Origin of the sequence: Staphylococcus lutrae (assembly GCF_002101335.1) — a bacterium.
In the GTDB taxonomy this organism is placed as follows: Bacteria; Bacillota; Bacilli; order Staphylococcales; family Staphylococcaceae; genus Staphylococcus; species Staphylococcus lutrae.
Genome location: NZ_CP020773.1, coordinates 524,327 through 547,508, shown reverse-complemented (window position 1 = coordinate 547,508; position 23,182 = coordinate 524,327). Strand labels below are relative to the sequence as shown.

At 38.2% G+C, this 23,182-nt stretch carries 17 protein-coding genes, 1 pseudogene and 1 riboswitch; of the genes and pseudogenes, 13 read left to right on the top strand and 5 right to left on the bottom strand.

What is annotated here, in order from left to right; genetic code table 11:
- Positions 1-820 precede the first annotated feature (820 nt).
- Together glmS and B5P37_RS02730 are read left to right on the top strand one after the other, a co-directional pair.
- Entirely contained in the window at positions 821-2,623 is a 1,803-nt protein-coding gene (glmS, locus tag B5P37_RS02735) for a glutamine--fructose-6-phosphate transaminase (isomerizing) (protein WP_085236797.1), read from the top strand.
- Positions 2,624-2,957: 334 nt separating this feature from the next.
- A complete protein-coding gene (locus B5P37_RS02730) occupies positions 2,958-3,824 on the top strand; it encodes a Cof-type HAD-IIB family hydrolase (RefSeq protein WP_085238404.1) in 867 nt (288 codons plus the stop codon).
- 312 nt (positions 3,825-4,136) lie between these two features.
- Here the strand turns inward: B5P37_RS02730 and B5P37_RS02725 are convergent, their stop codons facing one another.
- Positions 4,137-5,042, bottom strand: a complete 906-nt coding sequence (locus tag B5P37_RS02725; RefSeq protein WP_085236796.1) for a lytic transglycosylase — start codon at positions 5,040-5,042, stop codon at positions 4,137-4,139.
- Between the two features lie 183 nt (positions 5,043-5,225).
- Here B5P37_RS02725 and B5P37_RS02720 point away from each other — a divergent pair, with 183 nt between their 5' ends.
- The 4 genes from B5P37_RS02720 (at position 5,226) to B5P37_RS02705 (ending at position 9,673) form a co-directional block, all read left to right on the top strand.
- Positions 5,226-5,930 carry a FadR/GntR family transcriptional regulator gene (locus B5P37_RS02720; protein WP_085236795.1) on the top strand — a complete coding sequence of 235 codons (705 nt, stop codon included), beginning with the start codon at positions 5,226-5,228 and terminating at the stop codon, positions 5,928-5,930.
- A 510-nt stretch (positions 5,931-6,440) separates the two neighbouring features.
- Entirely contained in the window at positions 6,441-7,379 is a 939-nt protein-coding gene (gene manA / locus B5P37_RS02715; protein WP_085236794.1) for a mannose-6-phosphate isomerase, class I, read from the top strand.
- Between the two features lie 321 nt (positions 7,380-7,700).
- The gene (locus B5P37_RS02710) at positions 7,701-9,065 is read left to right on the top strand and encodes an EVE domain-containing protein (RefSeq protein ID WP_085236793.1); all 1,365 of its coding nucleotides are present in this window, start codon (positions 7,701-7,703) and stop codon (positions 9,063-9,065) included.
- A 227-nt stretch (positions 9,066-9,292) separates the two neighbouring features.
- Positions 9,293-9,673 carry a thiol-disulfide oxidoreductase DCC family protein gene (locus B5P37_RS02705; protein WP_085236792.1) on the top strand — a complete coding sequence of 127 codons (381 nt, stop codon included), beginning with the start codon at positions 9,293-9,295 and terminating at the stop codon, positions 9,671-9,673.
- A gap of 107 nt (positions 9,674-9,780) precedes the next feature.
- Here the strand turns inward: B5P37_RS02705 and deoD are convergent, their stop codons facing one another.
- Complete coding sequence (gene deoD / locus B5P37_RS02700) at positions 9,781-10,494, bottom strand: purine-nucleoside phosphorylase (protein WP_085236791.1); 714 nt, start codon at positions 10,492-10,494, stop codon at positions 9,781-9,783.
- 219 nt (positions 10,495-10,713) lie between these two features.
- Between deoD and B5P37_RS02695 the strand changes: the two genes are divergently transcribed.
- Positions 10,714-12,015 carry a pyrimidine-nucleoside phosphorylase gene (locus B5P37_RS02695; protein WP_085236790.1) on the top strand — a complete coding sequence of 434 codons (1,302 nt, stop codon included), beginning with the start codon at positions 10,714-10,716 and terminating at the stop codon, positions 12,013-12,015.
- Between the two features lie 118 nt (positions 12,016-12,133).
- On the opposite strand, the gene B5P37_RS02690 is transcribed toward B5P37_RS02695, so the two are convergent.
- On the bottom strand, positions 12,134-12,616 hold the full coding sequence (locus tag B5P37_RS02690) for an S-ribosylhomocysteine lyase (protein ID WP_085236789.1): 483 nt from the start codon (positions 12,614-12,616) through the stop codon (positions 12,134-12,136).
- A gap of 285 nt (positions 12,617-12,901) precedes the next feature.
- Positions 12,902-13,008: riboswitch (SAM riboswitch) on the top strand.
- Positions 13,009-13,104: 96 nt separating this feature from the next.
- Between B5P37_RS02690 and B5P37_RS02685 the strand changes: the two genes are divergently transcribed.
- The 3 genes and pseudogenes from B5P37_RS02685 (at position 13,105) to B5P37_RS02675 (ending at position 16,269) form a co-directional block, all read left to right on the top strand.
- Positions 13,105-14,286 (top strand): M20 family metallopeptidase, encoded by a 1,182-nt coding sequence (locus B5P37_RS02685; protein ID WP_085236788.1) that lies wholly within the window; start codon positions 13,105-13,107, stop codon positions 14,284-14,286.
- Positions 14,287-14,289: 3 nt separating this feature from the next.
- Positions 14,290-15,479, top strand: a pseudogene (gene ldmS / locus B5P37_RS02680) (L-aspartate--L-methionine ligase LdmS).
- A 118-nt stretch (positions 15,480-15,597) separates the two neighbouring features.
- On the top strand, positions 15,598-16,269 hold the full coding sequence (locus B5P37_RS02675; protein ID WP_085236787.1) for a DUF2750 domain-containing protein: 672 nt from the start codon (positions 15,598-15,600) through the stop codon (positions 16,267-16,269).
- Between the two features lie 97 nt (positions 16,270-16,366).
- Here B5P37_RS02675 and coaW read toward each other — a convergent pair whose 3' ends face one another.
- Both coaW and B5P37_RS02665 read right to left on the bottom strand, forming a co-directional pair.
- Complete coding sequence (coaW, locus tag B5P37_RS02670; protein WP_085236786.1) at positions 16,367-17,167, bottom strand: type II pantothenate kinase; 801 nt, start codon at positions 17,165-17,167, stop codon at positions 16,367-16,369.
- Between the two features lie 168 nt (positions 17,168-17,335).
- Positions 17,336-18,928 carry a BCCT family transporter gene (locus tag B5P37_RS02665; protein WP_085236785.1) on the bottom strand — a complete coding sequence of 531 codons (1,593 nt, stop codon included), beginning with the start codon at positions 18,926-18,928 and terminating at the stop codon, positions 17,336-17,338.
- Positions 18,929-19,102: 174 nt separating this feature from the next.
- On the opposite strand from B5P37_RS02665, the gene B5P37_RS02660 reads away from it, so the two are divergent.
- The 3 genes from B5P37_RS02660 (at position 19,103) to B5P37_RS02650 (ending at position 22,691) form a co-directional block, all read left to right on the top strand.
- Positions 19,103-19,966, top strand: coding sequence for a GNAT family N-acetyltransferase (locus B5P37_RS02660; RefSeq protein WP_085236784.1), 864 nt, complete (start codon positions 19,103-19,105; stop codon positions 19,964-19,966).
- Between the two features lie 280 nt (positions 19,967-20,246).
- Entirely contained in the window at positions 20,247-20,780 is a 534-nt protein-coding gene (gene rpoE / locus B5P37_RS02655) for a DNA-directed RNA polymerase subunit delta (protein ID WP_085236783.1), read from the top strand.
- Positions 20,781-21,083: 303 nt separating this feature from the next.
- Positions 21,084-22,691: a CTP synthase gene (locus B5P37_RS02650; RefSeq protein ID WP_085236782.1), complete on the top strand. Its 1,608-nt coding sequence runs from the start codon at positions 21,084-21,086 to the stop codon at positions 22,689-22,691.
- Positions 22,692-23,182: the final 491 nt, after the last annotated feature.

Below are 23,182 nucleotides of genomic sequence, written 5' to 3'. Positions count from 1 at the left end.
CATTTAGTGATATAAATATAGAAGAAACAGGCTCATGATGAAGAAACGCTTTAGAAAATGACAGTTCATAATTATGCGACAATAGTAAAAAAGGAATGAGGCGGTTTCGTGGTGTATTCAAGATACGACATGTAGTTAAGTGTAAAATGACAAATAATGTCTCGAGGCCACTTTTTAGAAAGGCCTTTTGAGAGAGGAAAATCACAAATGGTGTTAACGAGGACAAACTGATGTTTAACTTAAAATGAAAGCGATTTTAAAGGATAGATGAGGGAATTGCATTGACCATTGTGCGCAAATAATGATTAAAGATTATAATTGAACAGCATTGAATATCAAAAATATATAATTAACTAAAAAGTACAGGATATGAGGCTCAAACACACAACAATAATTTTCGAAAATATTGTACTTTTATTTGCAAAGAAAGTTTCACTCATTGTACAATAGGTTATATTCTGATGAAGGAGGGTAGAGGTAGTCAGCATTACAAAGCGCCAGCGCAAGTACACGCTATAGATTGATGACCTACATACTAAAGCAGAGTGTGTAGCAGATGTATAGAATGTAGTTGTGGACGAGGAGGATAGTGATCGAATATGATCGGCGGATGCTATCCCGGATGTGGCTCATTCGTTAGCTTATTAATCAAATCAACAGGGTAACTTGTTGGACAAAGTTAGTAAGATCGCCAATAGCAAAATAATAATTAGAGAACGATGCTAATGCAATTTTCATTATTGGGGCATGAAAACAGCATGTCACAATATGTGAAAAATTGAACAATTGCACCGTTATTTCGTCGTGGAGGAAATTATTTATGTGTGGAATAGTTGGTTATATTGGACGTCAAAATGCAAAAGAATTACTGTTAAAAGGGTTAGAAAAGCTAGAGTATCGTGGTTATGATTCAGCCGGAATTGCAACGCGAGAAGGGAATGAAGTGACAGTCACAAAAGCCAAAGGACGTATTGCAGATTTGCGTGAAGCGGCGGCACATGAGATTGATGGACAAACAGGTATCGGTCATACGCGTTGGGCGACGCACGGCGTACCGAGTTTTGAAAATTCACACCCACATCAGTCAACAAGTGAGCGCTATACATTAGTGCACAATGGTGTGATTGAAAACTATCAGGAGTTAAAAGCAACATATCTGTCAAATGTCACGTTTGTTTCTGACACGGATACCGAAGTCATTGTACAGTTAATTGAGCATTTTTCAGAAACAGGTTTATCAACAGAAGAAGCATTTACAAAAGTGGTTTCATTATTACATGGATCATATGCATTAGGTTTATTGGATCGCGAAGATGATGATACGATTTACGTTGCTAAAAATAAATCGCCGTTACTCGTTGGGATTGGCGATGATTTCAATGTGATTGCGTCAGATGCTTTAGCAATGATTCAAATTACAAGCGAATATAAAGAATTAAAAGATCAGGAAATCGTTTTAGTTAAACGTGATCAAGTGATCATTAAAAACTTAAATGGCGAAAAGATAGAGAGAAAGAGCTATATTGCAGAAATCGATGCTTCGGACGCTGAAAAAGGAATTTACGATCATTACATGTTAAAAGAAATTTACGAACAGCCTGCAGTCATGCGACGTATCATTCAAGAGTATCAAGACGATAAAGGTGAATTGAAAATTGATTCAGAAATCATTAAAGATATTCAAGCGGCGGATCGAATTTATATCATTGCAGCGGGGACAAGTTACCACGCTGGCCTAGTAGGTAAAACATTTATTGAAAAGTGGGCCGGTATCCCGACAGAAGTACATGTCTCATCGGAATTTGTGTACAATATACCGTTGCTTTCTGAAAATCCATTGTTTATTTATATCTCTCAATCAGGGGAAACAGCGGATAGTCGTGCGGTATTAGTGGAAACGACAAAACTAGGATACAAATCATTGACCATTACGAATGTTGCGGGATCGACCCTGTCTCGTGAAGCGGATCATACATTGTTGTTACATGCAGGTCCAGAAATTGCTGTCGCTTCAACAAAAGCATATACTGCACAAATTGCCGTTCTATCTATTTTATCTCAAGTGGTAGCGTCATCACGTGGCCGTCAAGCGGATATTGATTTGCTTCGTGAATTGGGTAAAGTCACTGCAGTAATTGAAACGATTGTTGATGATGCACCGAAAATGGAAGACATTGCGACAGAATTTTTAGAGACGACACGTAATGCATTCTTTATCGGTCGTACGGTTGACTACAATGTCAGCTTAGAAGGTGCTTTGAAACTGAAAGAGATTTCATACATTCAAGCGGAAGGTTTCGCGGGTGGTGAATTAAAACATGGGACGATTGCTTTGATTGAAGAAGGCACACCAGTCATTGCCCTTGCGACTCAGGAAAATGTTAATCTTTCAATTAGAGGTAATGTTCAAGAAGTTGTTGCGCGTGGTGCAGCACCTTGTATTATCTCAATGGAAGGGCTTGAGAAAGACGGAGACACGTATGTGATACCGAATGTTCATGAATTACTGACACCGCTTGTCTCTGTAGTTACATTGCAATTGATTTCTTATTATGCCGCATTGCATCGTGGATTAGATGTGGATAAACCACGTAATCTTGCGAAATCCGTGACAGTGGAATAACAAGCATGCCTCATTTATCAGACGAAATGTCCGATGATATGTTGAATTGAAATAGTGAGCAATAAGAATAATAGACGTTTTGTCAACGGGCTCTTTGTCAACGTCGGCCTTGTGAAATGAATGATTTCATTTTACGAGGTCGATTTTTTATGGCGCATGCTAAAATGGAACAAGCCTGTCAAACTAAGGGCGCTGGCGCTGTTAGACTGTGACGCATATTCTCGACTATTATCTAAAGTACGTTGTAAAAGTGTTGCATGAATGACAGGAGTTGCGATATTTTGTGTTTGATGCCACAATAAATTTATCATTATGTAATGAAAGGAAAGTCATGATGCAAAATGTAAAAGCAATTTTTTTAGATATGGATGGTACAATTCTGCAAAGCCACAATAGAGCTTCTGAAAAGACAGCACAAATATTGAATCAATTACGTGAAAAAGGCTATAAAGTCTTTTTAGCGACTGGGCGCGCATATGAAGAAATTCATCTTTTAATTCCAGATGATTTGGTCTTTGACGGTGTCATTTCATCAAACGGTACGTTGGGCCATGTGGGAGACCATGTTTTATTCGAACATGATTTAAGTGAGGCAACTGTTGCTCAAATCGTCGCTGCTGCACAGCAGGATGGGATATATTATGAAATTTTTCCGTTTACAGAACCTCGATTTGCATTGGAAGAAGATCAAACATGGATGTTGAATATGGTAGCAGGTGATAAGCCTGAAGCTGTCCATCAAAGTGAATGGCTTTCTCGACATGAGGCGATTAAAGAAAAGTTAACTTGGCGGTCTTCGTTACCAGCTGATCTGGGCTATTCAAAAATATATTTATTCCATCCGGATTTAAAGCAAATCGAACCATTTCGCAATCGTATGATTGAACAGATAGAGGCGTTGCGCATTGAAGTGTCTAACTCTACTCCGAATAACGTTGAAACGATGGCGTATCAAGTGAATAAAGGCACAGGTATTGTGGAAATGTGTCGTCATTTCAATATAGATCGTTCTGAAACATTAGTGATGGGTGATAGTGATAACGATCGAACAATGTTTGAAAAAGGCGCCATCACTGTTGCAATGAAAAATGCTGCGCCACACATTAAAGCGATGGCAACTTACGAAACAGAATTTGACAATAACGCTGATGGAGCAGCCCTGTTTTTACAGCAACACCTATTGCAAAATGAAGGACTTTAAAACACGAATCTAAAAATGGTAGATGTGTCGCATGAACCATAGAGTGTATGGCGACGCATTTATTTTTATGTTGAAAATGAATGATCGTTTTAAAGTGAGAAGCCTATAGAGATCAGCAGTCAGTATAGATGGGGGTTGGTGACGCAATCAAAAGAGGGGATATGAGAATTGCTATCGTTTTTAAAACACTTGGGCAAGTGATGACTGAGAAGAAATGCTGCTTTTGCAAGATTTTTCAACTCTAGTCATCGCTGCCTCAGTGCGGTGCACCATTTTACTCAAATGGCTACGTTGTTGTCCGGTTATCGCACATTATAAGGTAGGAGATTGACTGCCTCGACGTACAAAGTATTGTACGATACTCCCGATGAGGATGAAGTAAATGAAGTAACGAATCAATAGTAATAAAATACTCAACACGATTGATAAAGTATTCGCGATATTTTGTGAGATATGTGCTAGGTTTTGTTGAATTAAAAAGTTGACCGGTTCATTAATGATGATAAACAGTAAATTGATTAACAGTAATCCTAATAAGAAACGGAAAAATGTTTGATGTCCATTTCTCATTCCTCTCCATGCCTCTTTAAAATGGATTTTAAGTGAGCGCGTCGCATCTTCATTGATAGAAACAGCGACATGAGTGATATAAATCCCTGCAAGCCAAACTACGATACTTGACACAAATGAAGCGATGACGATGAGAATACTAATGATCAATTGTAAAAAGCTTTGTCCGTTATTCGTTGAACGAATAAGATTGAACAGTTTTTGTATCAAAAATGTTACGCCGGCATTCACTAAAGCATAGACAATCAGTGTGAATACAATGAATAATAGTACAAATACACCTGTGAGAACGGTTTTACCCCATACGCCTTTCTTAAACGCACCAACTAAATTTTTCCATTGCAAGGTGTAACCATCAACGATACTGTGATGGATTGCCTGAATCACGCCAACAAAAAATGGGAAAATCAACATTGTAAATAAGCAAATGGTTAAAATAATAGAGGCAACCATCATAAGAATTAAATAAGTAAAGTTTTGGTTTCCTGATAAGACAGAAAATTGCCATAGTTGAAGCAATACATTAAAAGGTGACATGGATAATATTGTTAGCAGTAATAAAATGACAAAACCAATGATAGAAATTGAGAATAATTTAGGTTTCTGATTTTGTGTATTGTGCCAGAATAGTTTGGTAAATGTAAACAATTGAGAGCACTCCTTTCGCATATACACCACATTATCAAAATCTTGGGCATTTGCAAAATAATAGGGTCATGAAATGTTATTTTTAGTTCAATTATAACAAAACAATAGATATAGATTGAAATTGATTAAAGAGTTACACCTTTATTTTTGTTAAAATGAAGTAGAAGGGTTGTGGTGGAGAAAATGAAGATTTCAAGTCAAAAAATTTATGAAAAGATTGCGGATATATTGATTCAACAAATTGAAGAAGGCATTTTGAAAGAAGGGGAACGTTTGCCTTCCATTCAAAAACTTGCAGAAACGTATGGCGTGAGTAGCGCTTCCATTCGAGAAGCACTCAATGCATTACGTATTATTGGATTGATTGAAATCAAGCATGGCTATGGCACGTTCGTTAAACAAAAACAGCCATTGTTATTCGATTTTACATCACAAGCGTTGACACAAAAACGCATTCAAGAAATTTTGGAGCTGCGTGAAGTTGTGGAAGTTGCAACAGCACAGTTGGCAGCGTCACGACGGACAGAAGAAGATATTCAAGTGATGACGGTCGCATTAGAAGAAATGAACAGAGCGATTCAGCATAACAAGTCGGGAGAAGAAGCGGATTTAAGATTTCATCTGGCTATTGCGAAAGCATCAGACAATCAACTTTTGTACGAGCTGTTGAATAACATTGCGGATTTAATTCAACAAACAATGAAAGGAACGCGTCATATCTACATTTATAGTCGTCAAAAAACAATGGAAAAGTTGATGGAGGAGCATCTTGTTATTTTAGAAGCGATTAAAAATAAAGAAGGGGCAGCTTCGTCTCAACTGATGGCGGCGCATTTGGCAGAGACACGTCAAACATTAGTAGAGAATTATATCGTGAATGCAGATTAAGCCTTGCATGTAGAGTAGAGTTGAGTACAGCATTGCTAAATCGTATGAGATGATGCCTTTTACGTGAAAACGGTCATTGAGTCACATGGCAACAATATGTTGTCTTATACTCGATGATAGTCAGTTTAAGCTGATGATTCGATACGTGAATATGAGCAAGGGGAGACGTGCTTCAAAGAAACCATTGGAAGTGGCGATTTTGAGGGGCGTTTTCATATGTCTGATGAGTGACTATTGACAATTGCGCAAAGATACTATATTTTCATGTATATCACTATCCTACGTTTCTCAAATGACAGGGTGATGGGCTGCGGTTTGTAGCACAGTCCTATATGGTCTTAATACGGGGCATCCATTGAGCTGCACCTTTCTGAAATAAGGAGCGTATTTAAAGTAGATATGTTACAATACCGATAGAGGTATGTGCGCGTTTATAGAGGTGATTGTACATATCACATCTAATATACATAAAAATTGAGCAAACTATGAAAGATTGAGAGGTGATCCCCAATGCCATTAATACTTGAACCTGTATTTCAAGAAAGAATTTGGGGTGGAACAAATCTCGCACAATTCGGTTATGATTTACCAAGTGACCATACTGGAGAGGTATGGGGGATTTCAGCGCATCCACACGGCGCCAACCGCATTTTAAATGGGCCGTATAAAGGGCAAACATTGGATGAAGTATGGGAAAACCAACCTAAATTGTTCGGGGAGTTTCCAACACAGAAATTCCCATTATTAACTAAGATTTTAGATGCAACTGAAAAGCTTTCTGTCCAAGTTCATCCGGATGATACATATGCATATGAACATGAAAATGGTGAATATGGTAAAACGGAATGTTGGTATATACTTGAAGCGAAACCAGGTGCAGAGATTATTTATGGAACATATGCGGAATCACGTGAAGTATTAAATCAAATGTTAGATGACCATGAGTTTGAACATTTATTTAAACGTGTTCCTGTACAAAAAGGGGATTTCTTTTTCGTTCCAGCTGGGACTGTGCATGGAATTGGTGAAGGGATAATGATTTTGGAAACACAACAATCATCGGATACGACTTATCGTATTTATGACTATGACCGCGTGGATCAAGATGGAAAGAAACGTGAATTACACATTGAAAAGGGTAAAGATGTCATTAGTATAGGCGAAGAAAGTCCGAATGTTATTCCGCAAACAGAAGTCATTGAAAACCATAAATGTACGACTTTTGTTCAAAACCATTTCTTCACAGTAGCGAAATGGGAAGTCAACGGGACATTGAATTATATGAAACCACGAGAGTTTGTGCTTGTGTCTGTACTTGAAGGACAAGGCCAATTGATTACAGATGGCGAGATTTATGATATTCAAAAAGGAAATCATTTAATTTTAACAGCAGAAGATTTAGATAATGTGTTTGAAGGGGAATTTACGCTCATGGTGAGCTACGTTTAATGCCAATAGCCAGTAAAGTGAAAATCGGGCTAGATAGCGCTTTGATGGGGAATAGGGGTTGTCGTTGTAGCCAGTTGCTTTCAAGTGTGACATGACTTTCCTTTATTGCCCTAATTGGTGTGGTCACGATAGAATAGGTTGGTTTGACGAGATGTTAAGTGACTGACGCAAGTTAAAACAGGAAAACCTATAGAGATATGGTTTTCCAATGGCCGTAAGACACTTTTCAAGTATGAACGGAGACTAAAAAGTGGTTGTTGATTCATCCTATTGCTTTTATAATGGATGAGAAAAATATTTTAAAGGAGATACAACATTACCATGACAGCAGAAACGAATTATTTTTGGCTGAATTGCGGTTATAATAGATGGAATCACAATGAACCACTTGTTGGGCAAACAACCGTGTTTGAATCAGGTGCACAGTTTAATCCAACACAAGGTTTTCGTGCTTTTAAACAAGCCAAAATCGGTGATAAGGTCATCTTCTACCAAGTGCAAACGGATGCAGGTTTACTCGGGTGGGGAGAAATCACTCGTGTACAAACAGGTGCACAAAATAAAATACATGTAGAATTTAAATTCAATGAAATGTTTAAGGCGTTGACGACGGACTATCTTAAGAGAAGTGAAGCGTTAGAGTTTCGAATGAATAACATGAAAGAAACGCTTTTCAACAAGATTTCCTATGATGAGTTTGAATTGATTAAAGGCTTGGGAAGTGGAGAAGTATCCATTCCACGATACTTTTTTATTGCCGAAACGGAAAACTTTGAATGTGGTGAAACGTATACGATTTATACGCATACATTAAACGGTATTAAACGCAATGGCTATCATCATTACACACAACTGGAAGTCGGAGATCAGATGATTGTCTACAATCGCTTTTCCAATCAATCCGTTGTGGGACGCGCAGAAGTTGCACATCATATTCATCAGCGACCACCTGAAGCGGGGAGAACGAATAGCACTGCGATTGAGCTACGTTACATAGAGGATATACATCCTGTCAGCTTGATGACTTTAAATAAGCATCCTAAACTTAAAAATTTGTACTTTTTGCAAGAAAACGCAAAACAAGCCATTGCGAGCTTAACGCCTACACAATTTAATGCGATTATGGAAATGAGCGAAAATGATGGTTTAAAAGGCCAATTCGAAGCAGTTCCGTCCACTGAAAGCGGGGGACAGGATGATGAACTCAAGCCATTTATCTTGCTCTTAGCAGAGGCGCATGAGAGCGGATTAAATTCGGCACAAGCACTTGTTGAAAAAGCGAACGCAACGCCTGTGATGACTGTGGGTCATCCAGACTTTACAGAAGAGATGCTCTATGGCAGATATTTACCAAATGAAGCCGGTGCATTATATTATAGAGAAGGATTTATTACAGAGTTGATGCCTAAAACAGATCGTCAGTTTTTAGTGATTGATCAGTTTGAGCGTATCGATGTCGCTATTTTCCAAACATTTATTAATGTCTTGGAAGGCTATGAAATGACTTTACCACGCTATCATAAAAATGGGAGTATGGTGAAGTGGAGTAAAGAGAAAGACTCTTTTTACCGTTTTAATCCCAATTGGCATATCGTTGGTGTGACGTATTTGACACCACAAGAAGTGAAAGCGCAATATCCTGCACAATTTCTTAAATATGCCCGTATTGTACAAGTCAAACAATAAAATCAGTTAAACGTTAAAACATCCCATCAATGACTGTGTGACGGGATGTTTTTGCGTTCCTTGTCAAATCAGGTGGTGGGCAAACTAATATTGTTTTGCCGTTTTTGGCATGATTGATGATTGACACCAACGTTTGACTCTAGCGTTTAAATCATTAGATTGCGAAGGTTTCTTTTTAATTTTTTAGCCATTTCCTATAAAATGAAACTATGGAATGGGGTGATTCAATGCCAATCGTTTATTACGACGATCGCTGTGTATATTGTTATAATTATGCCATTTGGTTAATTCGCCATGGTTTATCTAGACGTTATGTATTCGTTCCGTTAAAGAGTGCGGCTGGGGATGCTTTAAGGGCATCACATCCCGAAGTGTTGGCGTATAATAGCGTTGTGTTACAGGAAGGAGATCAACTCACTTTTCAATCAACAGCAATTGTAAAATTGATTTATGCGTTAGATCGTTATAAAGCTTTAGCCGTATTACTGTGGCTTATCCCTCGACCACTTAGAAATTTAGGATATCAACTTTTTGCTAATAATAGGGACAAAATGTGGCAGACGGATTGGGCCCAAGCAACGGATGACGAGCAATCATTTTTTCTATAATTCAAAGACACAAAACAGTTGAAAGCATATTAGAATTAAATATTAAAAAGAAGCGCGACAGCGGATTCATTTAGATGATGAATCTCTGCGCGCTTCTTTAAGTGCGTTTATCCTTCTGCGATTTCTAATGCAATTTCCATCATTTGTGTAAATGAATTTTGACGTTCTTCTGCAGTTGTGGCTTCATCACGAAGTAAATGATCACTAACAGTAAAAAGACCTAAAGCTTTCTTACCGGCTTTTGTTGCATTGAGATAAAGTCCTGCCGATTCCATTTCCACACCTAAGATGCCCATATCAATCCATTTTTGATTGAAATCAGGATTTGCGTTGTAAAAAGTATCAGATGATAAAATATTGCCGACATGTGCACGTGCACCTATTGTATCTGCGGCTTCTTTTGCTTTAACAACGAGATCAAAATCAGCAAGTGGTGCAAAGTGTCCTGGAATTTGGAATTGATCGACGTAATTAGAGTTTGTCGAAGCCCCTTGTCCAATAATGATGTCGTAAAGTTGGATATCCTCTTGCATTGCGCCACAAGAACCGATGCGGATAATCGTATCAACATCAAAGAAGTGATACAGTTCATAAGAGTAAATACCGATGCTTGGAATGCCCATACCGGAACCCATCACTGAAATCGTTTTCCCTTTGTAAGTCCCTGTATAACCGAACATGTTACGCACTTCATTGAATTGTTCTACATTTTCTAAAAAGTTTTCAGCGATAAATTTAGCGCGTAATGGATCTCCAGGCATTAAAACCGTTTTAGCGATTTTTTTACCATTGGGTTGAATATGGGGTGTACCTTGTGTCATATTTAAACATCTCCTTGAATGGTTAGTTATTAATTTAAAGATAACAGATGTATAATCAAATGTCGATGAATGTCTTGAATAAAAAGTGTCATTAAATCGCCGTTATTTAAGGGATGAAAGGAATTATTTTGGTTTAACAAATGATACATGTTCGTTTATAATAAAGATGTATACAAATATTTTACAACTTAAATTTGATAAAGAAATGAGGGAATAGCCATGAGAATGGTGGACATTATTGCGAAAAAGAGGGATGGTCACGCATTAACGAAAGAAGAAATTGAATTTGTAGTGAATGGATATACGAACGATGACATTCCAGACTATCAGATGTCAAGTTTGGCCATGGCAATTTTTTTCCAAGATATGACAGATGAGGAACGTGTACATTTAACGATGGCAATGGTGGAATCTGGTGATCAAATTGATTTATCGAATATTCAAGGCATTAAAGTGGACAAACATTCTACTGGGGGTGTAGGCGATACGACAACGCTTGTGCTTGCGCCGTTAGTCGCTGCATTGGATGTCCCTGTTGCTAAGATGAGTGGCCGTGGATTAGGGCATACTGGTGGGACAATTGATAAATTAGAATCAGTGGCGGGTTTTCATGTTGAAATTTCAGAGGAAGAATTTGTCAAGCTCGTTAACGAAGACCGTGTCGCTGTGATTGGACAAACCGGAAATCTTACGCCTGCGGACAAAAAAATCTACGCTTTACGTGATGTAACAGGAACAATTAACTCTATTCCATTGATTGCTTCTTCAATTATGAGTAAAAAAATTGCGGCGGGTGCAGATGCGATTGTATTAGATGTAAAAACGGGTAACGGTGCATTTATGAAGACGATAGAAGATGCCGAAGCGTTAGCACATGCGATGGTTAAAATCGGTAATCAGGTGGGGCGTCAAACGATGGCGATTCTTTCTGATATGAGCCAACCACTCGGTCGTGCAATAGGGAATGCGTTGGAGCTTAAAGAAGCGATTGATACTTTGAAAGGGGAAGGGCCGGAAGATTTAACAGAACTTGTACTGACATTAGGTTCACAAATGGTCGTATTGGCTCAAAAGGCAACGGATTTAGACGAAGCGCGCACAATGTTACAAGAAGTGATTGATAATGGTCAAGCGCTTGAGAAATTCAAAACATTTTTAAGTAATCAAGGTGGCGATGCGTCAGTGGTCGATGATCCTTCAAAATTACCGACAGCACAATATCAATTTGAATTACCTGCCAAACAAAGTGGGGTTGTTTCAGAAATGATTGCAAATGAAATTGGTATCGCCTCAATGATGTTAGGTGCGGGTCGTCAAACGAAAGAAGATGAGATTGATTTAGCGGTTGGATTGGTTTTAAACAAAAAAATTGGCGACAAAGTAGAAGCTGGAGAATCGCTACTTACGATTTATGCAAATAGTGAAGATGTAGAACAAGTGAAACAAAAATTGTACGATAATATTATGATTTCAGATCATGCAGAAACACCGCAGCTGATTCATAAGGTGATTACAGAATAAATCTGGAAAATCATAACAATAAAATCTTAATTCATTTGAGATGAATGAACAAAGCGTGAAAGGAGCAACTCTAGGTGAGTTTCACTTTTCACGCTTGATTATTGCTTAAATGTAACTTTTAAGAAGTGGCCGTGTTTCCTGTTCCAAAAACATCGTGCCATTGATCGCGTTGTTCTAAAAAGGATTGTGCAATGGCTTGAGCGCCTTCTAACGAGTGAGAAGCGGCCCAACCACATTGGACTTCGTTGCATGCAGGGACTTCTTTAGCTGAAATCACGTCGTTGAGCGTTTTTTCAATAATATTGAGTACGTCATCATAATCTGTGTGATTAATAAACGAGACATAGAAACCAGTCTGACACCCCATTGGACTTAAATCAACGACTTTATCTGTATGATTGCGAATGTTTTCTGCCATTAAATGTTCCAAAGAATGGAGACTGGGCATTTCCATATGCGCTTTGTTCGGTTGTTTAAACCGTATATCATATTTATAAATATCATCTCCATTGAGCCCTTTCATTGTGCCAGCAAGCCGAATAAATGGTGCAACGACTTTAGTGTGATCGAGATTAAAACTTTCTACATTCATTTTTGGCATGGTGATCCCTCCTTCATCATTACCTTCATTTTAACATATTCAATTGCAGAAAAAAGAATTTTGAGATGTGTTGACGTCTTGAGTGATAAGGAAAAAAGGCTTCAAACCGAGTTATACGAGTGGTTTTATAAGTTTTAAAAACTTCAAATACAAGTATACAAATAAGAAGGATACAATTGAAAGTGAAGCAGTATAAAAACAATAATTGTTAGAAGATTTGGAACAGTGTTGAAATAACATGACAAAACACGCAAAATTAGTTAAAATGGTTACACAATTGAATCAAATTTATCGAGAGTGGTGGAGGGAATTGGCCCAACGAAACCCAGCAACCTCATCGGATTGACGATAAAGGTGCGAATTCCAACAGTTTGACGACTGAAAGATAAATGAAAACAGAGGCGTTATCACATACGTTCATCAGTCATACGGTACTTGTTGGTGAGAGAACGATGCGATAACTTTTTTATTTTAAGGAGGAGGATTTGATGCAGGAGAGAGCGCAGCGGATTTTAGATTATATTGACCAACATAGATTGACCTATATCGATATCAGTCATCAAATACATGATCGGCCAGAGATCGGAAATGAAGAAATTTTCGCTTCGAGATTATTAATCGAACATTTAAAGGCACAACAATTTCAAATAGAGAGAGACATTGCTGGGCATTCAACTGGATTTATTGCGACATACGACTCAGGCGCACCGGGTCCTAAAATCAGTTATCTTGCCGAATATGATGCATTACCAGGGCTCGGTCATGCATGTGGACATAATATTATCGGAACAGCGAGTGTGTTAGCGGCCATTGCGTTAAAACAAGTTATTGATGAGATTGGGGGACAGGTCATTGTGTTTGGTTGTCCCGCTGAAGAAGGTGGGGAGAACGGAAGTGCAAAAGCATCATATGTTCGTGAAGGTTTATTTGATCAGATTGATGTTGCACTGATGGTACATCCAGGTAATGAAACATATCGTACAGTTCCGACACTTGCCGTCGATGTTCTGGATATTAAATTTTATGGGAAGAGTGCACATGCTTCGGAAAACGCAGAAGAAGCCCGTAACGCTTTGGATGCGATGTTAAGCTATTTCAATGGCGTGGCACAGCTCCGTCAACATATTAAAAAAACGGAACGCGTCCATGGCGTCATTTTAGAAGGTGGACAAGCGGCGAATATTATACCAGATTTTACGCACGCACGATTTTATACACGTGCAACGACGCGCAAAGATTTAGATGTATTGACGGCAAGAGTACATGATATTGCAAAGGGCGCTGCCATACAAACGGGTTGTGAATTTGAATTTGGGCCAATTCAAAATGGCGTTAATGAATTTATTCAATCTGATGCGTTAGATGACTTATTTGAGCAATATGCGACTTTACTTGGGGAGGAAGTGAGTCATGATGATTTCGGTTACGGTTCAACGGACACAGGCAATGTGAGTCATGTTGTCCCAACGATTCATCCGCATATTAAAATAGGACCTAAAAGCTTAGTGGGTCATACACATCGTTTTCGTGAAGCAGCAGTAAGTCCGATGGGGGATCAAGCATTGATTATAGGCGCAAAAACGATTGCACTGATGGGAGCGAGATTGATACAAGATGATGCGTTGTTACAAACGATTCAACGGCAACATCAAAATAAAAGGGAGTCATAAACGATGAAAAATTATGAAAAAGATTTACAGCATATTACAATGGGGGAGATTTATGATACCAATGTCGTATATTCATCAAGACCTTCTTACGTGTCGAATCCATGGTTAGCCCCTGATGAACACCAATCTAACTTTTTAACAGGTAGGGAATTATTAATTGCGAATTTACCAGTAATAGTCCATGAAGCGAGTTTTACAGATAAACTTGTACAACTCTTTCAATTGATTGGTAAAACATTGCCAGAACAAATCATTCCATTTCGTGATCAAGAGACGTATGAAGCACAGTTAAAAACATTGACTGAAAATCAAAACCGCGTGATTTATTTTCAATATGTACATGATGATACGGTAGTGGATCCGTCTCATTATGCGATGAATCAACAACTATTTAAAGATTTAAACAATAAATCATTGATTCCCCAATGGACATCTGGCAAATATTTGCCGAAAAGAGAAGTGGTTACATTCGATGATTTTAAAGCGGCACTCAAACATTGGAGCTGTCCTTTAGTGATTAAACCCGGAGATGATTTACCGACTGCGGGGGTTATGGGGTAATGATTTGTTATAACAATGAAGATTTAGCAAAAGCTGTAAGGCGTATAGAGCAGGCTGAAGCTGAGACAAAAACATTGATCATCGAACAATGCATTGAAGCAGTGGAAAATTATTGTGTTCAATATGCCTTGCACCCTGAAGCGGGCATTGTATATTTAGGTGCAGCCAAACAACTGACGGATGAATATGGGTTTTACAATGGTAATATCAATGCGACGCATGTCCCTGAAAGTGTCATACAAGCAGGATATGAAATTATGGAAAAAGCAGTGCAACAAGGCTTTTTTGGAATTGCTGGTTTTGACTTACTCGTTGATGCGCAAGGTGATATTTTTGCGATTGATTTAAACTTCAGACAGAATGGTTCGACAAGTATGTTGTTGTTACGCAATGAATTAGTCAGTCAGCATCATAAGTTTTATAGCTACTTTGCCAATGGGGATAATGCACGTTTTTTTGATACTATTTGTGAGTTTGTCACACGGGGTGTTTTGTATCCATTATCTTATTATGATGGGGATTGGTATACAGACAAAGCTGTAAATTCGAGATTTGGTTGTATTTGGCATGCCGAAAGTTTAGCTGAGATCGAGGCTTATGAGCAAGAATTTATAGAAAAAGCGGGGCTTTAACGTAAAGATGTTTACTGATATAGTAGAGTTAAAAGAGAATGAGACGGACGAAATTTGACGAATAGAGCGATTTTGTTTATATTTGTCATTGGATTTTGATCTGTAAAGGAGCGGAGTCATGTCATATAAGAATGAACGTTTTTATAAAGATATATTAATAAACGAACAATTTTTTATTGCTGTGAAAGATAAAAAGATGATTAAGCATCAACACAATGGCAAATTGTTATTCTGTTTTTGGACACGTGAATCATTAGCAAAAGCATACCTAGAAAATCTAAACATCGCTTACGATAAAATTAAAGAGATGGATATCGACCGCTTCGCTACTTATGAATTAGATGAAATGTTTGACGAAGAGGATGAAGCACTCGTGAACGTGACGGATCATGTGGAAGGGCACGAAATTAAAATCGTTGAGGCCATTAATGACTTAATGACGGATTTGGATAATATTCGTATTCGTGAATTCGTACAAGATGTTGCCAAAACAGATATGGTGTACGGTTTAAGTCAAAAAGGTGAAAAGCAGTTTATGCTTGTTTATGACGAGAATGACCATTTTGATCAATCGTATTTCATGCCAGTGTGGAGCTTGAGTCAACGTGCGAAAAAAGTAGCTGAAGCAGATTTTGAAAGTTTTGAGTTGATTGATGTGGAAGGTGAAGTATTCTCGGAATGGTTAGATGAATTGCGAGATGACAATCGTTATGTTGCGATTGATATTAAGCCAGGTGTAGTCGGCACAATCGTGTCAGCTCAAAAGTTGGCAAACGAACTTACATTTTAAAATGAAAAAGATGAATGTTATCGAGCGTACTCGACGGACATTCATCTTTTTAGATTGTGCTGCTGATGACATGTTCTATTGACACACATTGGAGATATTATGATAAATATAATGTACCTAAAGCGCCTGAAAATGCACCATTATGCAAATAATGTGGTTTGAATCCTCTCAAAACAGTATAATCCGTAACCACTTTTTGCAACAACGGATTTTCATGGAAAGAAGAGCCGATATAAACAACATCTTCCACTTGATGCTCTCTGGCAACATGAATTGCTACCGTTGTCACACTTTCACCCACAACGCCAATTACTGAAGCAATTTTATCCGCATCAGTAAATGTCTGATCCATATTGAGTAAGACATGTCCAAAATTCGCAGCCGTTAATTCGCCTGAAATAGGGGGCGTATCATTTTTATAAATATGTTTAACTTTTAAGTCAATGATATCACGGTTGCCTTCTAATGCGAGTTTTGTTAAGGTCGCATAATGGGATATTCCAGTCAGTAAATAACCTAGCCCTTGAATCATCCCGCCACCCGTTCCAATTCCGCCGACCCGTTTTTGACCGGACGAATCAGATAAATGAAGTGACGTTCCTGTCCCGACATTTGTGAAAATATAACGTTGAATTTGTATGTTTTGCTCTTTTAATAAAATTTGAACCCCTTTTGCCGCTGCATCAAATTCAATGTAATTTTTAGGTGTGCACTGGAGTAACGCACTTAACACTTTTGCATTGCCACCTGTGACATGAATCGCTTTACATGGAAGCTGATTAAGCCAATCCGCAACAATTTGTATCTCTGTCGTTGGATATGTTTTAAATGTTCGTTTGCCGTTGCCCTCAATAACGATTTTAATTAACGTTCCACCAGCATCTATACCTATACGCATATACGTCACCTCAAAAAATGTTTATCACCCATATATACTATAGGATAATGACAAAATTACAAGACTAAATTTTAAGTGAACATCAAATTGTGTTGTACGATATTTTTGAAAGTGAACATCGTCAAAATGAGGCATGTATCTAGGGCCCCATTTTGACGTGATTAAATGTTACATCTCATTATCTCTTTCCCGTTCTTCTATCGTTCTTGAAAAGTCCTTCTCATCCTCTATATGTGTCATTTTAAAATGTTTCGTCGGTTCACGTCTCAATGCATTCATCAATGAGAAAATCATCAACAATAAAATAATGGAGAAGGGGAGTCCTGTCACAACTGAAGCAGTTTGTAAACTCGTGAGACCACCAGCAACAGTGAGTGAAACGGAAATAGCCCCAATCAGAATGCCCCATACCATTTTGTGTTTACGCTTAGGATTTTGGACGCCCCCGGTCGCCATTCCTGATACAATATGCGTCGTGGAATCTGCACTCGTGACAATAAATGTAAAAATCAAAATAATCGCCAACGCACTGGTCAATTCATTGAGCGGAAACTTACTTAACAACTCAAAAAGTGCAACGGTATAGTCTTGGTCGACGATTTTTTCAATGCCATCGTTATGGTGCAATGCCCAATTGATGGCTGTCCCACCGAACCCAGAAATCCAGAGAAAGGAAATAAACGGTGGAATAATAAGCACACCAACAATAAACTCACGTATTGTTCGTCCGCGTGAAACACGTGCGACAAAACCACCAATGAAAGGAGACCAAGAAATGACCCAAGCCCAATAAAACACAGTCCATTGCTGAATCCAAGAATTATCCCCTGTATACGGATCCATACGCAAACTATATTGAACAAAATGCGTCAGGTAATCGCCGATGGATACTGTAAACGTTTCGACAATAAAACGCAAGTCACCAAAAATGTATATAAAGATCAATAGTAATGCGCCGATAATAATGTTTAATTGACTTAACCATTTAACGCCTCGATTGATACCCGTTAATGCTGAACCAAGGAAAATCGTTGTCATCAGTAGTGTGATGACGATTAGCGTTATGGATGTATTAGGCACATGAAAGACGTGATTAAGGCCACCAGCGATTTGCAAAATGCCTAAGCCAATAGAAGTGGCAATTCCCATCACTGTTGCGATAATCGCTAAAATATCAATAATGTTACGAAATGGTCGTCGATACGTTTCACCAAATACAGGCTCCATCGCTGTTGAAATCAGGCCATCCCGTTCCTTACGAAATTGGAAATATGCAACGATTAATCCACTCATTGCAAAAATAGACCATTGCGAAATCCCCCAATGAAAGAATGTGTAGCCCATTGCTAACCTTGCAGATTCGACAGTTTGACCGTTAATCTGCTTAGGAAAAGGAGAATGTAAATAATGTGTCAGCGGTTCAGCGACACCCCAAAATACGATGCCGACACCTAAACCTGCAGAAAATAACATCCCGATCCAAGATATAAATGAAAATTCAGGTGCTTCATCATCACCGCCTAATTTAAAACGGCCATATCTTGAGATGGCTAAGAAAATCAAGAAAATGTCTAAAACGAAGACAATGATTAAAAAGAGCCAACCGAAATTGAGGGCTAAAGCATCATATGTATTTTGTGCATAAGTCCCGAACGTTTTAGGGAAAATAGCAGCGAGTAAAGTGAGAACTAAAATAATACTAAATGACACGAGATAAACGATCATGCTATGCTTCTTCTTTGATTGATTGTGGTTCTTCATAAATACCCCTTTCTTGGTACAGTGAATGGAATGCTTTTCAAAGATGATGCTCTGATGTTGATTCGTGATGTGGCTTTAACAAGTTGAATCCAACCTGTTAAAAGAATGTTTAAACCCCATTATTTTTGTCAACATTATACTTAGGAATGAAAAGTAAAAGGGATGGGGAAAACAATGACTAAAAAAAGTAAACGCTTTGATGATATTACTATACAATGCTATGATCCGCAATACCGTGATGCACTATACCAATTTGAGTTAAGTGAAAGACAGCAAGTGTATTCTTCTTTACCCAAAGCGGTTTTGGATGATGCATTAAACGATGATAATCGAGAAGCCAATATCGTTTTAAATGACAAGGGTGCGGTGATTGGCTTTTTTGTGCTACATCAACATTATCAACACGAAGGATACGACACACCACATGAAGTGATTTATATTCGCTCGCTGTCCATTAATGAAGCGTTTCAAGGGAAGGGGTATGGCACAAAAATTATGATGTCATTGCCAGAATACGTTCAAATGCTTTTCCCTGACTTTAATCATTTGTATTTAGTGGTAGATGCTGAAAATGAAGCAGCTTGGAATGTTTATGAACGGGCTGGGTTTATGCATACAGCGACGAAAGAGGAAGGACCTATTGGGAAAGAACGACTTTATTATTTGGATTTAGATCATAAATATGTCTCCTCGTTAAAGTTAGTGCGAAATGAAGTAGATGCATCTGATGGGATTGAAATTGTGAATTTCATGTTAGATAATCAGAAAGTCGGGTTTATCGCAATTGAGGCCTTTAATACACGTCTAATGATCCGAGCGTTATACGTGGATGATGCATATCGAACATTAGGTATCGCACAAAATGCATTGCGACAGTTAGCCACGTATGTACGCAAACAAAATCAAGCGATTAAAGTGATTGAAACAACATTGTTCGGACCTAATCACCAGTACACAGCTTTGTTTTATAAAAGTAATTTTGTTGAAACTGTCTCAACCGAAGACTATGTTACATTTGAAAAATACATCAACTATTAAATAAGTGTGCAACGCAGAAATGATGAAGTCATTGGAGAATGCTACGTTGAACTGAAGGTGGTCTTTTTGCATCTCATAGAAAAATGTAACAGAAAACATTGCGAAATCATCAGTAGTGATTTATAATTTAGTTTTGTTAACGCGGATGTGTAGATTGACGTGTCATGAAGCGGTGATGAATGACGTCAAACGCTAGAAATTGCCAGATGTGCGCCTATTTTTTATTATGGGAAGCATCGAATTGTAGAGAAATGTTAACCTTTGAAAGGAAGATGTGCTGATGAAATTGCAAGATTACACACAAGAAATGGTTGATGAAAGATCATTTATTGATATGGCTTATACACTTTTAAATGAACAAAATGCAACAATGAATTTGTATGATATTATTGATGAATTTAAACGTATTGGTCATTATGATGATGCACAAATTGAAAATCGTATTGTTCAGTTTTATACTGATTTAAATACAGATGGACGTTTTTTAAGTGTCGGTGACAATGTTTGGGGACTCCGTGACTGGTATTCAGTTGATGATATTGAAGAAAAAATTGCCCCGACAATTCAAAAATTTGATATTCTTGATGAAGACGACGAAGAAGATCAAAACCTGACATTGCTCGGTGAAGATGATTTAGACGGTGATGCTAACATTCCGAACCATACAGATGATCAAGAAGGTTTGAATGATCCAGAAGATGAACGTGTGGAAGATGAAATTGAAGAGTCTGATCTCGTTGTAGAAGAAAGCGACGAAGATATTGATGAAACGTATGATGATGAACTGGAAGATGAGGAAGAAGAAGCGTTTTAATTTCTGATTTCTAATGAAAGTTTATTGACTTTTGATGACAACATGATAAAATTTTATTCGGGCTCCTTTAAAAAGGACGGATAAATAAATGAGAGCGATAGAGTGCGATTATAGCACCTGAATGTATCAGTTTTCTATCGTTGAGGTTCCCCTTACAATCATGACATTGTGAGTGGGGCCTTTTTATTTTAAAAATAAAGAATGAGTGAGCATGTTTCGATATCCAATTGAACATAAAGTATAACCCCTATACATTGAAGCGTTTGAAAGCACTTCTGACAACTAAAGAGGAGGAAATGAAAAATGACTAAATTTATTTTCGTAACGGGTGGCGTGGTTTCATCATTAGGAAAAGGAATAACAGCTGCTTCACTGGGCCGTTTATTAAAAGATAGAGGATTACAAGTGACAATTCAAAAATTCGACCCATACTTGAATGTGGATCCGGGGACAATGAGTCCGTATCAACATGGTGAAGTATTTGTAACAGATGATGGTGCTGAAACCGATCTAGATTTAGGGCATTATGAACGTTTTATCGATATCAATTTAAATCAATATTCCAATGTCACAGCCGGGAAAGTATACTCTCATGTCCTGCAAAAAGAACGTCGCGGTGACTATTTAGGGGGAACTGTACAAGTAATTCCTCATATTACAAACGAAATCAAGTCGCGTCTCTTACTTGCGGGTGAAAGTACGCATGCGGATGTCGTGATTACGGAAATTGGGGGGACAACAGGTGACATAGAATCCCTTCCATTCATCGAAGCGATTCGTCAAATTAAAAGCGACTTAGGTCGAGAGAACGTCATGTATGTGCACTGTACTTTATTACCGTATATTAAAGCAGCGGGTGAAATGAAAACGAAACCGACACAACATAGTGTTAAGGAATTACGTGGTCTAGGTATTCAACCTGACTTAATTGTAGTACGTACAGAATACGAAATGACGCAAGATTTAAAAGATAAAATCGCATTATTCTGTGATATTGACAAAGAAAGTGTGATTGAGTGCCGTGATGCGGAATCACTTTATGAAATTCCATTACAATTGAGTCATCAGCACATGGATGACATCGTGATTGAACGCTTGAATTTACAAGTGGATCGTGAAACACAGTTAGATGAATGGAACCATTTACTGCGCGTGGTGAACAATTTAGAAGGAACAGTGACGATTGGGCTCGTTGGTAAATACGTTTCATTGCAAGATGCGTATCTTTCTGTCGCGGAAGCATTAAAGCATGCAGGTTATCAGTTTATGAAAGACATTGATATTCGTTGGATTGATTCAAGTGAAGTCACAGATGATAATGTTGCAGATTATTTAGCTGATGTTGATGGTATTCTTGTGCCAGGTGGATTTGGCTTCCGTGCAAGTGAAGGTAAAATTTCTGCTATCAAATATGCACGTGAACAAGGGATTCCATTTTTCGGTATTTGTCTAGGTATGCAGCTGGCAACTGTTGAATATGCACGCCATGTTGTAGGTTTAGAAGGTGCCCATTCAGCTGAACTTGATCCGAACACACCACATCCAGTTATCGATTTGTTACCAGAACAAAAAGATATTGAAGATTTAGGAGGAACGTTGCGTCTCGGCTTATATCCATGTGCGATTCAAGAAGGCACATTAGCGGAAAAAGTTTATGGAACAACATCTGTGGAAGAACGTCATCGTCATCGTTATGAATTTAATAATGACTATCGCGCACAATTAGAAGAGGCAGGTATGATATTCTCAGGAACAAGTCCGGACGGTCGCTTAATCGAAATGGTCGAATTAGCTGACCATCCATTCTTCCTTGCGTGTCAGTTCCATCCAGAATTTTTATCTCGCCCTCAACGCCCACAACCGATTTTTAAATCATTTATAGAAGCTGCAGTCTTACATCAAAATAAATAAATGCCTGACCTTCAAAACATGTATATCATACTGTAAAGCGCATGGGAAAGGTTGAGCCATGTAGAACTGCGAAGTTTCATCATCATTCCTCATTTGGTATGTCGACAGAACTTGTGAAATTAAGAAGTTGCTGATATTGACATCATACTTTTAAATCCTTATTTCATCGATGGTGTAGGGGTTATCATACGTATAGATGATACGTCACAATAGGAGTTGGGACATTAGGTCCTAGCTCCTATTTGTGGTTATCTGTATCCGGTATCAGTCACGTCTGATGCTTGCTTCTCCAAATCGACGCCATGATGCCTAAACACAAACGGAGGCGCTTTTTACGTCTAACTTTATAAGTTTGGATCGTCATGAATGAAAGGCCCGATAGGTTGAACATTGAAATGACAAAATGAAGCATCAGATAGCGCTGCCAACCTTTATCATTTCCTTCTTTTTAAAGCGGTGTAAGTGTTATTGACAGATATCAAATCAATGAA

Excerpts from the sequence above, each read along its gene's own strand:
- glmS (WP_085236797.1), top strand. The coding sequence starts at position 821 with ATGTGTGGAATAGTTGGTTATATTGGACGTCAAAATGCAAAAGAATTA.
- B5P37_RS02730 (WP_085238404.1), top strand. The coding sequence starts at position 2,958 with ATGCAAAATGTAAAAGCAATTTTTTTAGATATGGATGGTACAATTCTG.
- B5P37_RS02720 (WP_085236795.1), top strand. The coding sequence starts at position 5,226 with ATGAAGATTTCAAGTCAAAAAATTTATGAAAAGATTGCGGATATATTG.
- manA (WP_085236794.1), top strand. The coding sequence starts at position 6,441 with ATGCCATTAATACTTGAACCTGTATTTCAAGAAAGAATTTGGGGTGGA.
- B5P37_RS02710 (WP_085236793.1), top strand. The coding sequence starts at position 7,701 with ATGACAGCAGAAACGAATTATTTTTGGCTGAATTGCGGTTATAATAGA.
- B5P37_RS02705 (WP_085236792.1), top strand. The coding sequence starts at position 9,293 with ATGCCAATCGTTTATTACGACGATCGCTGTGTATATTGTTATAATTAT.
- deoD (WP_085236791.1), bottom strand. The coding sequence starts at position 10,494 with ATGACACAAGGTACACCCCATATTCAACCCAATGGTAAAAAAATCGCT.
- B5P37_RS02695 (WP_085236790.1), top strand. The coding sequence starts at position 10,714 with ATGAGAATGGTGGACATTATTGCGAAAAAGAGGGATGGTCACGCATTA.
- B5P37_RS02690 (WP_085236789.1), bottom strand. The coding sequence starts at position 12,616 with ATGCCAAAAATGAATGTAGAAAGTTTTAATCTCGATCACACTAAAGTC.
- B5P37_RS02685 (WP_085236788.1), top strand. The coding sequence starts at position 13,105 with ATGCAGGAGAGAGCGCAGCGGATTTTAGATTATATTGACCAACATAGA.
- B5P37_RS02675 (WP_085236787.1), top strand. The coding sequence starts at position 15,598 with ATGTCATATAAGAATGAACGTTTTTATAAAGATATATTAATAAACGAA.
- coaW (WP_085236786.1), bottom strand. The coding sequence starts at position 17,167 with ATGCGTATAGGTATAGATGCTGGTGGAACGTTAATTAAAATCGTTATT.
- B5P37_RS02665 (WP_085236785.1), bottom strand. The coding sequence starts at position 18,928 with ATGAAGAACCACAATCAATCAAAGAAGAAGCATAGCATGATCGTTTAT.
- B5P37_RS02660 (WP_085236784.1), top strand. The coding sequence starts at position 19,103 with ATGACTAAAAAAAGTAAACGCTTTGATGATATTACTATACAATGCTAT.
- rpoE (WP_085236783.1), top strand. The coding sequence starts at position 20,247 with ATGAAATTGCAAGATTACACACAAGAAATGGTTGATGAAAGATCATTT.
- B5P37_RS02650 (WP_085236782.1), top strand. The coding sequence starts at position 21,084 with ATGACTAAATTTATTTTCGTAACGGGTGGCGTGGTTTCATCATTAGGA.